Origin of the sequence: Acinetobacter sp. CWB-G5, from assembly GCF_019209785.1 — a bacterium.
Classification (GTDB): Bacteria; Pseudomonadota; Gammaproteobacteria; order Pseudomonadales; family Moraxellaceae; genus Acinetobacter; species Acinetobacter johnsonii.
On sequence record NZ_JAHUTF010000006.1, the window covers coordinates 33012 to 47708 of the forward strand.

Annotated in this window: 15 protein-coding genes and 1 tRNA gene; 9 read left to right on the forward strand and 7 right to left on the reverse strand. The window is 41.2% G+C overall.

Annotation, left to right across the window (positions count from 1 at the left end):
• The first annotated feature begins 39 nt into the window (after window positions 1–39).
• The gene (gene moaCB, locus KVY11_RS11025; RefSeq protein WP_004982494.1) at window positions 40–963 is read left to right on the forward strand and encodes a bifunctional molybdenum cofactor biosynthesis protein MoaC/MoaB; all 924 of its coding nucleotides are present in this window, start codon (window positions 40–42) and stop codon (window positions 961–963) included.
• A complete protein-coding gene (locus KVY11_RS11030) occupies window positions 960–2177 on the forward strand; it encodes a molybdopterin molybdotransferase MoeA (protein WP_218288958.1) in 1218 nt (405 codons plus the stop codon). Before moaCB ends, KVY11_RS11030 begins: the two co-directional genes overlap by 4 nt.
• Before the next feature lie 395 nt (window positions 2178–2572).
• Here KVY11_RS11030 and KVY11_RS11035 read toward each other — a convergent pair.
• Window positions 2573–2648: transfer RNA gene (locus KVY11_RS11035), tRNA-Arg, on the reverse strand.
• A gap of 178 nt (window positions 2649–2826) precedes the next feature.
• Here KVY11_RS11035 and KVY11_RS11040 point away from each other — a divergent pair.
• The 6 genes from KVY11_RS11040 to KVY11_RS11065 all read left to right on the forward strand — a co-directional run bounded on the left by KVY11_RS11040 (window position 2827) and on the right by KVY11_RS11065 (window position 8378).
• Window positions 2827–3762 (forward strand): ABC transporter ATP-binding protein, encoded by a 936-nt coding sequence (locus KVY11_RS11040; protein WP_195728148.1) that lies wholly within the window; start codon window positions 2827–2829, stop codon window positions 3760–3762.
• Window positions 3759–4532, forward strand: coding sequence for an ABC transporter permease (locus KVY11_RS11045; RefSeq protein ID WP_004982514.1), 774 nt, complete (start codon window positions 3759–3761; stop codon window positions 4530–4532). Before KVY11_RS11040 ends, KVY11_RS11045 begins: the two co-directional genes overlap by 4 nt.
• Window positions 4532–5344, forward strand: a complete 813-nt coding sequence (gene queF, locus KVY11_RS11050) for an NADPH-dependent 7-cyano-7-deazaguanine reductase QueF (RefSeq protein WP_218288959.1) — start codon at window positions 4532–4534, stop codon at window positions 5342–5344. The genes KVY11_RS11045 and queF overlap by 1 nt, the downstream gene beginning before the upstream one ends.
• Before the next feature lie 27 nt (window positions 5345–5371).
• On the forward strand, window positions 5372–6022 hold the full coding sequence (locus tag KVY11_RS11055) for a hypothetical protein (protein ID WP_218288960.1): 651 nt from the start codon (window positions 5372–5374) through the stop codon (window positions 6020–6022).
• Window positions 6023–6480: 458 nt separating this feature from the next.
• Complete coding sequence (gene mltB, locus KVY11_RS11060; protein ID WP_218288961.1) at window positions 6481–7482, forward strand: lytic murein transglycosylase B; 1002 nt, start codon at window positions 6481–6483, stop codon at window positions 7480–7482.
• 287 nt (window positions 7483–7769) lie between these two features.
• Window positions 7770–8378, forward strand: a complete 609-nt coding sequence (locus KVY11_RS11065; protein ID WP_004695839.1) for a septal ring lytic transglycosylase RlpA family protein — start codon at window positions 7770–7772, stop codon at window positions 8376–8378.
• A gap of 646 nt (window positions 8379–9024) precedes the next feature.
• Here KVY11_RS11065 and KVY11_RS11070 read toward each other — a convergent pair.
• From KVY11_RS11070 to rpsB, 6 genes are all read right to left on the reverse strand, one after another.
• Window positions 9025–9342: an AzlD domain-containing protein gene (locus tag KVY11_RS11070; RefSeq protein WP_218288962.1), complete on the reverse strand. Its 318-nt coding sequence runs from the start codon at window positions 9340–9342 to the stop codon at window positions 9025–9027.
• Window positions 9343–9345: 3 nt separating this feature from the next.
• On the reverse strand, window positions 9346–10047 hold the full coding sequence (locus tag KVY11_RS11075; RefSeq protein WP_218288963.1) for an AzlC family ABC transporter permease: 702 nt from the start codon (window positions 10045–10047) through the stop codon (window positions 9346–9348).
• Window positions 10048–10115: 68 nt separating this feature from the next.
• Window positions 10116–10949 carry an AraC family transcriptional regulator gene (locus KVY11_RS11080; protein ID WP_218288964.1) on the reverse strand — a complete coding sequence of 278 codons (834 nt, stop codon included), beginning with the start codon at window positions 10947–10949 and terminating at the stop codon, window positions 10116–10118.
• Between the two features lie 67 nt (window positions 10950–11016).
• Complete coding sequence (locus KVY11_RS11085; RefSeq protein WP_218288965.1) at window positions 11017–11511, reverse strand: DUF3465 domain-containing protein; 495 nt, start codon at window positions 11509–11511, stop codon at window positions 11017–11019.
• Between the two features lie 83 nt (window positions 11512–11594).
• Window positions 11595–12470, reverse strand: coding sequence for a translation elongation factor Ts (gene tsf / locus KVY11_RS11090; protein ID WP_004695824.1), 876 nt, complete (start codon window positions 12468–12470; stop codon window positions 11595–11597).
• A 141-nt stretch (window positions 12471–12611) separates the two neighbouring features.
• Window positions 12612–13361, reverse strand: coding sequence for a 30S ribosomal protein S2 (gene rpsB / locus KVY11_RS11095; protein ID WP_004982536.1), 750 nt, complete (start codon window positions 13359–13361; stop codon window positions 12612–12614).
• 207 nt (window positions 13362–13568) lie between these two features.
• On the opposite strand from rpsB, the gene map reads away from it, so the two are divergent.
• The gene (map, locus tag KVY11_RS11100) at window positions 13569–14396 is read left to right on the forward strand and encodes a type I methionyl aminopeptidase (protein WP_218288966.1); all 828 of its coding nucleotides are present in this window, start codon (window positions 13569–13571) and stop codon (window positions 14394–14396) included.
• Window positions 14397–14697 lie beyond the last annotated feature (301 nt).

The following is a 14697-nucleotide window of genomic DNA, read 5'->3' on the forward strand; positions in this document are numbered from 1 at the left end:
TTCACTTTAGATCAACACTTCAATGTTTCGGAATACTTTATGAAAAACGTTGGCATGAAGCCAGAAAGCTATCGCGTTGCAACTGCAAGCTCTGAACTGCTTGCCCCTGCACATTGTTTACAACTTCTTGCCGACGGCAATACCGAAAAAGGTGATGCTCTCAAAACAGCCCGCATTGCTGGGATTTTAGCCGCAAAACGTACCGATGAACTGATTCCGCTGTGCCACCCCCTGCCTATTTACCGCGCCGATGTCGATTTTGAACTACTTGTCGACCGTGTGGTTATTCGTGCAACCGTTGAAACGATTGGGCCGACAGGTGTAGAAATGGAAGCGTTGACCGCTGCCAGTATTGCGGCTCTCACCATTTACGACATGCTCAAACCCCATTGCGAACCGCATGAGCTGATCATTCAACAATGTAAACTCGATCTGAAAAAAGGCGGAAAATCACACTTTAAACGTCATTTGCGTCAGCCTGTTTCTGCGGCAGTATTGGTTCTGTCGGATACCGTTGCCGCAGGTCGAAAACCCGATACTGCTGGCCGCTCCGTCGTCGAGACCTTAACCGAAGCTGGTTTTGATCCAATTCATTATCAAATTTTACCTGACGAAGCCGATCAGTTAAAAGCATTGGTCTTAGAGCTCACTCAATCTTATGCCTGCATTATTACTGTAGGCGGAACAGGCATCGGCAAACGTGACATTACAGTAGATACACTTGAGCCTTTACTTGAACGTGAGCTCAATGGCCTGATGGAAGCCGCACGTGCTTTCGGACAAAAACGTACCCCTTATGCTGCGATGTCACGTGGCGTTGCAGGTTTTATCGACCGTTCATTGGTGATTACCCTTCCGGGCAGCCGTGGTGGTGCAAGTGAATCTATGGCAGCCATTTTACCTGCTTTGGTTCATATTTTTGATGTCTGCCGTGATCTACCTCATCCGGGAGGCTATGAATGAGTTGCTCTGGCGTTGGTTTAATTACACTCGATCAAGCTCTTGAACACTATAGCGCCGTCCAAACATTGCCTGTCGTTACTATGCCTTTAGTACAGGCGCATCGGCATGTTTTAGCGGCAGATGTTTTATCAACAGTTGCCTTGCCTCTATTTACCCAAAGTGCGGTTGACGGCTATGCGCTGCGCTCTGAAGACTTGCAAGCAGGAATTACTCGCTTTGAATTGGTTGGTGAAATTCGTGCAGGTATTGAAGAACATATTGAGATTCAAGCAGGTCAAACCGTTCGTATTTTTACTGGGGGCAAGCTGCCAAACTCAGCAGATACTGTGGCTCGACAGGAAATTATTACGCGTGGCCATAAGCAAGCGACTCTAACTCAAGCTTTGGACAAAGGTGCAGACATTCGTTATCAAGGTGAGGAGTTATCCATCGGGACAACACTTGCACAGCAAGGTCAGCGTTTAGGCAGCGGTTTAATTGCGGCACTCAGTATGGCGGGTGTTCAGCATGTCGAGGTTTATCGCCAACCTAAAATTGCAGTGATTATTACCGGTGATGAAGTCAGTACGCAACTGGACAATCAATCTAAAGTGTTCGATGCCAATGCGCCAATGATCCGTACTTGGCTCAAAGAACAGGGTTTTGCTGAAGTGCATTTAGAACATGTGATTGATGATGAGAAGATACTCACACAAGCGCTCTCGAATGCCATGAATCATTATGATGTAGTCATTACTACAGGCGGTGTTTCGGTAGGCGATTATGACTTGATTCGACCTGTTTCAATGGCTTTAGGTGCAACAGAGATTTTCTGGCAAGTTGCACAAAAACCGGGTAAACCACTATATTTTGCTGAATATCAAACAGGCAGTCATCATTCTTATTTGATTGGTTTGCCTGGGAACCCTGCTGCTGTGCTCACCTGTCTTGCTGTACATGTATCGACATTATTGGCGGCTTTACAGGGGGTTACGTCTCCTGCACCCGCGTGGAAAAAAGCTCGCTTCAACGACAGCATTAAACAAGACAGCCGTGAGCAACTGGTTCGCATGGTATTAGATGTCAACGAATTTGGACAATTAACCGTTTCCAAACTCGGCAAACAACAATCCCACATGCTCAGTAATTTAAATCGAGCCAATAGTATAGTTCGAATCCCTGCCCGATCTGATGCCCCTGTAACATTGGACTATGTCGATTTCATCTCGATCTAAGAACATCGATTGGATAGTGATACAAACCAAATACTTTTTTGCACACGGTCTAAGACTTGGACAGCTTTGTCTTAGACCGTACATCTCAATATTGAACGATCGTTATTGCTACCCCTATACACAGATGTTAGGTCTAAATCATGCAAAACAACCCAGCAACAACACTCCAGCAACAACACTGGTGATTTTAGCGGGTGGGAAAGCCACACGAATGAATGGGGTCAATAAGCTTTTGCAAAGATTTTAGACTATTGTTTTGATGTACTGCTAAGCATAGCCCCTAAAAAAATGGATTATAGCGGTACAGTATGGAACAAATTGAAACAAGAAAAAGGCAGATAATACAGTATTTATAGGTGTTTGAGGTTATTTTGGTATGTATTGAAATAAGTAAATGGTGCGCTCAGCGGGACTCGAACCCACGCCACAGGCTTCGGAGACCTGTACTCTATCCAGTTGAGCTATGAGCGCGCGAGCACATCATATCAAAAAAAATCACAAGGTAAAGCATCTATATAGCTTAGAGTGATTTTCCTGCTTATGCTTTATACAATGTTCCATATCTGCAACACAGAATTGCGAGTAGATTACTTGGTTTATTAGGCATAATCACTCACAATAGTGCCACTATTAATCATTCGAGAATTTCATGACTGATGCATTGACGTTAAGAGATTTGTCCAAAACCTATAAAAATGGGTTTCAGGCTTTAAAAGGCATCGATTTAACTGTTCCTGAAGGCGAGTTCTATGCCCTTCTTGGACCAAATGGTGCAGGCAAATCTACAACGATTGGTATTATCAGCTCATTGACCAAGAAAACCTCAGGCACTGTCGAAATTTTTGGACATAATCTCGACACGCACCCCTCTCAAGCCAAACAGTGCTTAGGGGTTGTACCTCAAGAGTTTAACTTCGGTCAGTTTGAAAAAACCTTCGATATCTTAGTCACACAAGCGGGCTATTATGGTATTCCTAAAAAAATTGCGGAAGTTCGTGCCGAAGAATATTTAGAAAAACTCGGCTTATGGGAAAAACGCGGCGTTCAAGCCCGTATGCTTTCAGGCGGTATGAAACGCCGCCTGATGATTGCTCGTGCCATGATGCATGAACCGAAACTCCTTATTTTAGATGAACCCACAGCAGGGGTTGATATTGAGCTACGTCGTTCGATGTGGGACTTCCTCACAGAAATGAACAATAAAGGCACATCGATCATTTTAACCACACATTATTTAGAAGAAGCAGAAATGCTGTGTCGTCGAATTGCCATTATTGACCGTGGTGTCATTAAAGAAGACACCAGCATGAAAAATTTTCTCAATCAGCTCAATGAAGAAACCTTTATTTTTGATTTGGCCGCACCGATTGAACCGATTCATATCGACATCATTGGCGTTCGTTTCCATTTAGTCGATGCCGTGACTTTAGAAGTGACTATGGATAGGGCACATACTCTCAATGACTTATTTCAATTGCTCGAATCGCAAGGAATCCGAGTTCGTAGTATGCGGAACAAATCTAACCGTTTAGAAGAACTGTTTGTGAAGATGGTTGAAAAAAATCTCGAAGGAACTACGCCATGAACTTAAATCAACTTAGCGTAGCTTTATATACTTTGGTGCATAAAGAAATTCGCCGCTTTATGCGCATCTGGCCGCAAACCTTGCTTCCACCTGCCATTACCATGAGCTTGTACTTTGTGATTTTTGGTAATTTGGTCGGTTCTCGTATTGGTGAGATGGGCGGTTTTAGCTATATGCAGTTCATCGTGCCTGGACTAATTATGATGGCTGTGATTACCAACAGTTATGCTAACGTTTCTTCGAGCTTTTTTAGTGCCAAATTTCAAAAAAGTATTGAAGAGCTGATCATGAGTCCTGTACCTTTGCATGCCATTTTATGGGGCTTTGTCTTAGGCGGTGTCTGTCGCGGGGTCTTGGTCGGTATCATTGTGACGGCCATGAGTTTATTTTTTACTGACCTTTATATTACCAATTGGTTTGTTACCATTTACACCGTCTTGGTCACCTCGTTCTTATTTTCACTGGGTGGTTTTATCAATGCGGTGTATGCCAAATCTTTTGATGACATCTCCATCATCCCAACCTTTGTGCTGACGCCTTTAACTTATTTAGGTGGCGTATTTTATGCCATTTCAGCACTCAGCCCTTTTTGGCAAAATTTATCGTTGATCAATCCAATTGTATATATGGTCAATGCTTTTCGTTTCGGTATCTTAGGTCATAGCGATGTTAACGTCGTCGTCTCCCTATCTGTTATGACCATATGCTGTGCAGTGCTTTATGGCATTGCTTACTATTTACTTTCTCGTGGTTCAGGAATGCGTGAATAATGAGTGTAGAACATTCTCTTTTGGGTAAAGACACCAATTACCCTACAACTTATCAACCCGATATTCTTTTTCCTATTGCTCGTGCTACAGCACGTGAGCACTATGCGCATATTGAAGGTATTCAACAAGGTAAAGACTGGTGGCATGTTTTTGAAATTTCTTGGTTAAATCACCATGGTGTTCCGCAAGTTGCCATTGGTCGCATCAGCCTGCCGGCCACCTCGCCCAACCTCATTGAGTCAAAGTCATTAAAACTCTACTTTAATAGCATGAACTTTACTCAGTTTGAGTCTAAAGCTGCGTTTAAAGAAACAGTCGAACAGGATTTATCGGCGGCTGCTGGCGCAGATGTGAATATTGATCTTTTTCATGTCGATGATGTGGAAATTAGCCAACCTGAAGGTACCTGTATAGATGAACTGACTCCAACCCAATTGGAAAATCATCCCAATGCAAATCTATTGGCATTAGATGATACTGCGGAAGATGTTGAAGTACAGATTTACTCGCATTTACTCAGAAGTAACTGTCCAGTCACTGGACAACCTGATTGGGGCACGGTATTTATCCGATATAAAGGTAAAAAGCCTTGTTATAACAGCATACTGGCTTATATTATCTCTTATCGTCAGCACAACGGTTTTCACGAACAATGTGTGGAACAAATATTTGCCGATATTTGGCAAAATTTGAAACCTGAAAAGCTGATGGTGTACGCAGCTTATACACGCCGTGGTGGTTTAGACATTAACCCTTGTCGTGTGTCAGATGTGTCATGGATGCCCCGCCCAATTCGATTGGCGCGACAATAAAATAAAGAACATTGAGGTTAATACACGATGCCATTTTTTGGTTTTATTCCATCGACTGAACTTTTACAGACTATTCAAACTGCTCAGCAGAAGAAAAACTCAAGTGAACCTTTATATCCACTTCGAGATAAAACAGCACTCCTCATCAATGATGAAATTATTGATGCCATTTTGACTGAGTTAGTTCGCCGTTTTCCACCGAGTGATAAACGTGACACAGCCGAGAAACTGGCTGGCTATATTAAGTCAACAGTTGCGGTTTTGTTGAAGCAACTTTTAGGCAAATCATCGAATGATGTGGTTCAAGCATCGATTCAGTTTTCTGAAAAAAGCTTGTTTAAAGATGCTGAAGGTCAGTTCCGTGTGGGTGAAGCGTTAGATGCAAGCTTAGTGACCAGCCTCAAATATAACTATGCTGAAATTAAAGCAGGCAATGAAGTAGATAAAGCCGCGTTAACTGAACTGTATAAACAGTTTGCTGAAGCGACTGTACGCCACTTCATGAATGACTTTAATAAAACCCTCGATTTGGGCATGATTAAGCGTAAAGCGGCCGATATCGGTTCTGCAGCTGTCATTAAAGCAGTGCATATTGCTGCCAATAAAATCATCCCCAATTTAACCAAAGATGAACTTTTAGCTTTAGCTGAATATCACGACACCTTATTTCATGCTTAAGTACTAAAAGTCTTCGAGACTTTTCAGATCAAAATGACTCTACTTGTGTAGGGTCATTTTGGTTTCTAAGCTGTGATTTCTTACTCTTTATATAAAGTCCATTTATAAGCTGAGACCAGATCTTTTTGTCATTGTCACTAGACCCTAAACACTACAATTTTAATTGCTTCTATATAAGGAAGACTTTTTATATCAGTCAGTAAAACTTGACTTATATAGTCACATAGATACTCTGCCTAAAAATCTGTGTCATTTTTAATGATCTGTCCTTTATATAGGCTGAGTTTGTCTTTTTTTGTATACCTATTTGCCCGCTTCAGTACAGACAATGTTATCTTAAAGCCTATTCACGATAGACTCCGTTCACAAGAATTTCGACATAACAGAAACGCGAACTATGGGCTTTACCCTATTCGCTTTGCTCCACTGCCAATAACGACTCTGGAAATTAGACTTCTATGTTAAATTTAAACTTTTATAACAAAGTTAAACGTTTACCTTTATTGATTGGCGCCTTGTCGATCACCAGTTTTTGCCAAGCCAACGATTTCTCTTCTCATCCTGACTATTTCAGCTTTAAACAAAAAACCATGCAAAATTATGGCCTGTCTGCTGAACAAGTCGATTGGGCGATGAATGGTTCTAAAAATGTACCTAACATCATCAACATTATGAACCGCCCTGGTGAAAGTAAACCGTGGTACGAATATAAAACCAACTTTATGGCAGAAAGCACCATTCAACGTGGTGTCCGTTTTAAAGCACAGTACGCAGATACTTTAAACCGCGCCGAACAACAATTTGGTGTGCCGCAATCAGTCATTCTCGGCATTTTAGGGGTAGAAACAGGTTTTGGGACGAACAAAGGTAATTTTGTCACCCGTGATGCTTTAGCCACTTTAGGTTTTGGTTACGAACGTCGTAAGCAATATTTCCAAGATGAACTCAGTGCTTTAATCGCATGGAGCTATAAAGATGGCGTGCCAACCAACTCGGTTGTAGGTTCGTATGCAGGTGCGGTTGGCTATCCACAATTTATGCCAAGCAATATTCCAAAGTTTGGGGTGGATTATGACGGCAATGGTCATGTCGATTTACGAAATTCAGCAGTCGATGCGATTGGTTCAATTGCCAACTATTTAGCAAATCATGGCTGGCAACGTAATCAACCAATTGGATTCGCAGCACGCTATAGTGGCTCAAATCCTGAAGCGGTCATTGCCAAAGATTTAACTTTACCGACACCTTATGGCGTTTTAAAAAATCAGGGCATTCAACCGACCAATCCGATTGTCAAAATCGATGATTTAGATATGGTGAATGTGATCCAACTACAGGAAAATTATGGGCAAAGTTATTATATTACTTACCCTAACTTTCAAGTGATTACGACCTATAACAAGAGCCGTATGTATGCGACTGCAGTGTGGCAATTAGGGGCTGAAATTGCTAGCCGATAAGGCTAGCTTTTTACTCAATCTTGAGATGTCAACAAAAATATATTTAAAAATGATGTAAATTTCGGCATTTTTCACACCTTGTTACAATATTGATTGTTTTTTAACCAAAAAATGTTCGGTTTATGTAGTTTTTATCATTATTTTAATTAAACACTAGACATGCTTATGACTGCATGAATATTATCCATTTCGTCAAATGTTGTTGCAAAAGTGAATTAACAGGCAAGTTTTTTTATCTTTCAACCACTTAGTTTAAAGAAAAAAGTATTGTCTTTTGGAGTTTATAAATGCAGTCTTCGCTTAAATATATACTGGCCATTGCCTCGACCATCGCGCTGAGCCAATCGCAAGCAGAGATGGTTCAGTCATCATTTACCAATGATAACGATAACTCTCGCCTAGCTGCGCGTGTCTTGAATAAAGATGCTCAAGGCTTTAACTCACACTTCTCAAATTTAAATAGCCTTTCAATCACTGAACGTTCAGGCGATAAAATTCGTCGCGAAACAATCGCTGCAAAAATTGAGATCCCTGAAGAAGAGCCTTCAGTGATTGAAAAGTTAAATACTGTTGCATCAAATACAGTACGTAAGTTTAGTCAAACGGGTATGGCGTCTTGGTATGGTCGTCAGTTCCACGGTCGTAAAACAGCAAGCGGTGAAACATTCGATATGAATGCATTAACTGCAGCTCATCGTAGCTTGCCACTAAACTGCTTTATTCGTGTAACGAATAAAACCAATGGTAAAAGTGTTGTGGTTAAAGTAAATGACCGCGGCCCATTCCATGGTAACCGCGTACTTGATCTTTCTTATGGTGCTGCGAAGCAACTGGGTATTACCAATGCAGGTACTGCGAAAGTCAGCATTGAACGTATTGATGGACCAAACTCTTAAGATTCTTTCCTACAGCATGCATTTGACAGCAAAGCCACAGTAATGTGGCTTTTTTTATTGTCCTATCTTTGCCTAATGTTTTACACAACCGTAAACAGCTCGATCTCCATCATTTAATCCATCCCAGATGCTTAGTTTGAATAAGATGCGAAATCTAATCGATCCGATTTTTTTGAAGCGAGTGCTCTCACATTTTTACAGCGGTGGAAGACTAGCAAAATTAAATATTTTCTCGGCTCATTCTTATCTGATCAAAGCCAATTTTTCTACCCACCCTGAACTGTAGTTTTAAGCATTCTTCAAATTAAAATGATTTTATGAATTACCTAGTAAATTAAGCGCTATTTTTGCGATATTAGATTCACTATTGCCCTGCTTGTTTTTGTATAATTAGGGCAGTTTTATAAACCAAAACTCAAAAGAAAACCTTCTTATTTCTTCAAAGTTCTCAAACCCCGCCTCATTTGCTCTATTTTCAACTTTTTTAGTTCCCCAATCAAAGCTACGCCAATTTGATAGACATAGAAAAAATCGCAAATGGTGAGCATTTAGGGTAACACAAATTTAAAAGCAATGAAAAAGATCGGGCTCTCGCACTTTTTCATGCTTTTTTCGGTATTTTATGGGCCTATTTGCTGATGAAATGCTAGAAATCGAATAACAGATTCAGACCGTAAAAAAATCCTAAACTCAGCAAAATACTGAGCAATAATTTTCTCGTCAAAAGAGTGATTAACAGCGTAAAAATTGCCCCATAAAAATAGCTATTTACAAATATCCCTTTCCAGTGTCCGCCTTCGAAAAAAACCAGTGGCAAACAAATTGAAACCATCAGACAAGGTGCCGCATATTTCAGCATGCGTGTCGCAAATTTAGGCAGCCGAATTTGAGTTTTTGGCTCTAAAAATAAATACCGATTAAAAAAAGTCACACAGGTCAGACTCAAAACAAATAACCAGGTCATGTTTTAGTCCTCTGCTTGATCAAAAAACGCAGCAATCCACATCCCACTAAATCCAGCCAGCAAAATAGCTGATCCAAGCTCGAACCAACTCAAAATCAGCACCATGATCGAGGAACTCACCACGCCATAAATTGCGGCCTTATTTTGAATCAGCATCACCGCCATAACCAAGAACACCACCACAATTGAAAATTCTAAGTGGAGAGTTGAAAGATCAGGTACTTTATTTGCAAGCAAAATACCCATTAGACTAAACAACACCCAACTGACATAAAAGCTGAATCCTGCACCCAACATATAGGCATAAGATAGCTTTTCCTTCAGCATCGCAGTGGCGTAGAGTTCATCGGTCAGTAAAAAACCGATACTCAGTCTTCTTTTGAGTGACCACGGCTTCACCTCCTCTCTTAAACTCAGTGCATAAATAAAGTGCTGACTGGTTAGAAAAAATACGGTGATCAGAATACTCAATAAAGATGCACCCGTCATGAGCATACTCAAACTGACCAATTGTGCCGCACCTGCAAACACTAACGCTGACATGCCTACAGCTTGCATGACACTCAGACCCGCATTAATCGCTGCTGAGCCTGCCAATATTCCCCATGGAATAACGGCGACTGAAAGCGGCAACATATCCTGTACGCCACGGAAAAAACCTAAACTTTTCTGTTGGATCAATTGCGACTGCACAGCAGACTCCATTTTTCAATTCGCTAGAGTCAATATGCGGCATGGCTTAAATGGCTTTCTTGTATGAAATTGCTGTTATTTTAAATTTTATGTGCCAGATATTGCGCAGGCGTACAGCCCAAAGACTTTTTAAAATGACGAGTGTAATGGCTTTGATCAGAGAAACCACAGAGTTGTGCGACTGTCGCAATCTCGCAGCCTTGTTTAAGTAAATATAAAGATTTACGTAATCGAAACTGTACCAACCATGCATGAGGTGGAAGTCCTGTAAACTTTTTAAATTGACGTAGTAAATGCCATGGACTCATCCCGACAACAGCGGCGAGCTCGGCCAGTTGATGCTCTCTTTCAGGTTCCGCAGCAAGTAGTTCTTGTACCAAGACTACTTTACGTTGCGCTTCAGGCAAGTCTTTTAATATTTTCTTAGATTGATTATAACGGCTTAATAAATAAGCCAAAGTTGAAATATATAAACTCTGCTTAAACAGTGTATTTTTCGGCTGTAATAACAAATCGAACAGCAAACTCAATTGTTCGGCTAGCCCTTCATCATGAACCACAGCTTGTGGAAACCACGGCATAGTACCTGCTTCATGAAAAAAATCTTGACTCACCTCTTGGATCATTTCAGGAGTCGGATAAATTGCTCGATAACACCACCCAGTTTCAACAGCAGAAGAACCCGTATGTACCTCATCAGCATTCACTAAAATAATGTCGCCTTGCGGTGCAATATGCTGATTTCCTGTGCGTAAAAAAGACTGCGCACCTTCATCAATTAAACCAATACAGTAGCCTTCATGGGTATGTTTTGAAAACTGCGTATGTTGATAGGAGGCTTTTAACATTTCAAGACCATCAAGTTCTTGAACATGATGGTAATTTACAAATTCACTGGGTCTGATTTCGTGCATGAGTTGGCCTCTCCTGAACACTCAGCATACTGCGATTCAGCAAAACGTATAGAACAAAATTGCTCTACTACTGATAGGTTTTTCCTTGGTGCTTTAACCAACCACCTTCATGGCGCTGTTGTGGATCGTGATGTGTCCAGTGGATCACCCCGCCTTTTTCACTATATTCGTATTCACCATTGAAACCAACGGTATCCCCTTTCTGTAAGCGTTCAATACGGGGTGCTAAATCAATATTATGTGCAATCAAAACCGTCATTGCATTAGGAAGTTCTACAATAAATTTTTGATGACGAGAACCGTCATTATCATCTTTAAGCACAGCCACAACACGCCCTTGTGATTGAACTTGAATATTACTTTTCCGGTTTTGAAACGCTTGGGCAATTTTTGTTGTGCCATCAAGCACTTGATTTTGCGGTTGACTGGTCTGTGTAGAGGGCTCTACCGTGACTGATGGTGTCGATGTTTGTAATTGATTTTCTTGAAGATCGATTCCGAAATACGCAGCAATCAAAAGTACGATCACAGCACCAATACTCAGGTTGGTTTTGTTGGCCACTTGTTTACTTCCCTCGTTTTATTTTTATTCATTGTATAAAAAAAGCCCCAAAGGGGCTTTTTTTACTCAAAATAATTTTTCAATTATTTTGCAGCAGCTTGAGCAGCAGCAACTTCTTCAGCGAAAGAAAGTTCAGCTTTTTTCTCAATACCTTCACCCACTTCAAAGCGAGCGAATTGAACAACTGTAGTACCAGTTGCTTTAAGAACGTCAGCAACTTTCTTGTCGTTGTCGATTACGTACATTTGACGATCAAGAGCAACTTCGTTCAAGTATTTCTCAACTGAACCAGTGACCATTTTCTCGACGATGTTTGCAGGCTTACCAGATTCGATTGCTTTAGCTTCAGCAATTTCTTTCTCTTTAGCGATAAGTTCAGCAGATACACCTTCAGCAGAGATAGCAACTGGGTTGAATGCAGCAACGTGCATTGCAATACCTTTACCAGTCGCAGCATCACCTGTGTAAGATACAACAACACCGATTTTTAAACCGTGTTTGTAAACTGCAAGGTTTTCGCCTTCAATGATTTGAGCACGACGAACTTGGATGTTTTCACCGATTTTTTGAACAAGAGCAATACGCGCTTCTTCTACAGTTGCACCATCTTCAAGTTTCAATTCAGCAATTTTAGCAGCATCAGTTTCGCCAGCAGCTAACGCAGCAGCAGCAACTTGAGCAGAGAAACCAGCAAAGTTTTCGTCTTTAGCAACGAAGTCAGTTTGGCAGTTTACTTCTAAAAGAAGCGCTTTGTTACCGTCTTGAGCGATAGTGATTGCGCCATCAGCTGCAATGTTACCCGCTTTTTTAGCCGCTTTAGCTTGACCAGATTTACGAAGGTTATCAATCGCTAATTCGATGTCACCATTCGCTTCTGTTAATGCTTTTTTACATTCCATCATTGCAAGACCAGTACGATCGCGCAATTCTTTAACCATGCTTGCTGTAACTGCAGTCATGTCAATCTCCTAAATACGGTAGAAAATGAATTCTTTTTAGAACAGAAACGGCCCAGAGCTGTCTCTTGGGCCGTCTGCATACATGACGCTTACTTTGCCACCATCACATGTCGCAAAAATGACAAGCTTACGTCAAACGCATTAAGCCTCAGGAGCTTCTTTAGCTTCTTCAACTTTAGCTTGTGCATTTGCTTGTGATTGAGCATATTCTTTACCAGCAAGAATCGCATCAGCCATAGCAGAAGCATACAAAGTAACTGCACGGATCGCATCGTCATTACCCGGAATAACGTAGTCTACGTTGTCTGGGTTAGAGTTTGTATCAACGATACCAATTACAGGAATACCAAGGTTTTTAGCTTCTTTAATTGCAATTGCTTCGTGATCAACGTCGATTACGAATAATGCGTCAGGTAAACCACCCATGTTTTTAACGCCGCCTAAAGCGCGTTCAAGTTTTTCCATCTCACGAGTACGCTCTAAAGCTTCACGTTTAGTAAGCTTAGCGAAAGTACCATCTTGAGATTGAGTTTGAAGGTCTTTAAGACGGTTGATAGATTGGCGAAGTGTTTTCCAGTTCGTCAACATACCACCTAACCAACGGTGATCAACATATGGTTGACCAGCACGTTGTGCTTGTTCACGGATGATGTTAGAAGCAGCACGTTTCGTACCAACAAACAATACTTTATTCTTTTTGCTAGCAAGGTTGTTAACAAAGTTCAAAGCATCATTTAACGCAGGAACAGTGTGCTCAAGGTTGATGATGTGAATTTTGTTACGCGCACCAAAGATGTATTGACGCATCTTTGGGTTCCAGAAACGTGTTTGGTGACCGAAGTGTGCGCCTGCTTGAAGAAGGTCGCGCATGCTTACGTTGTAATCTGCCATTTTCTTTACCTTAAAGTTTGGGTTAGGCCTCCATATATCCGCATCCTCCACCCTAACGGGCACCCAGAGAAATGTGTCGATATATGTGCGGATTTTATTGCCCCATCGCACAAAGCCCGTGAAATTTATTCACGAAAAAGCATTTGATAAAATGGGCGGCTATTTATACCATAGTCACACACAAATTTCCAAAAGTTTTTAGAGATCATGAACAGTACTTACGAAGCACCCCGTCGACTCATCAAAAGCGCTGAAGACATCGAAAAGATGCGTGTGGCTGGACGACTGGCGGCTGAAGTCTTGGATATGATCAAGCCACATATTAAACCAGGTGTGACTACACTTGAGTTAGATACGATTTGTCACGATTATATTGTCAATAAACAAGACGCGATTCCAGCATGTTTAGGTTACGGTGCTGCACCGGGTCGCCCTGCTTTCCAACATGTAATTTGTACTTCTGTAAACCATGTGGTCTGTCACGGCATTCCTTCAGATGCAAAAGTGTTGAAAAAAGGCGATATTTTAAATATTGATGTGACGGTCATTAAAGATGGTTTCCACGGCGATACCAACATGATGTACATCGTGGGTGGCGAAACTTCTATTCTCGGGAATCGTTTATGTAAAGTGGCACAAGAAGCGATGTACCGTGGAATAGCAACAGTGAAGCCAGGTTCAACCATTGGCGACATTGGTCACGCCATTCAACAATATGTCGAATCGGAACGTTTCGGTGTCGTGCGTGAATATTGTGGTCACGGTATTGGGACTGTGTTCCATGACGAACCTCAAGTCTTACACTATGGCCAACCAAACTCAGGCATGATTTTAGAAGAAGGCATGACCTTTACCATTGAACCAATGGTCAATGGTGGTGATTGGAAAACTAAATTACTGGGGGATAAATGGACGGTAGTGACCAAAGACCATAGTTTGTCTGCACAGTATGAACATACGTTGTTGGTCACTAAAAACGGGGTCGAAGTGTTAACTGCACGTCCTGAAGAGGATTTATCACGTTTTCAGTCTTAATTGCTGTCATTGGCATGAAATATGATGCCATCTGTCAAAAAGACCACCTACTGGTGGTCTTTTTTATGACTAAGCAAATATTGGATGTGAAATTTATTCTTTATTTTACAAACATCTATAATCAAGAAATACTCAACAGTAGCGCTCTATTACATTCATTCATCTGTAACAAAGATTGCAAGCTAGTAACACGATCACACAAAACGGGTTTTGACATTCACAAATGTCAAAAACACATGTCCTTCAAAAACAACAGCTTTATCGTAGCAGCAACCTTAATAATACGCTCTATAAAAACGAA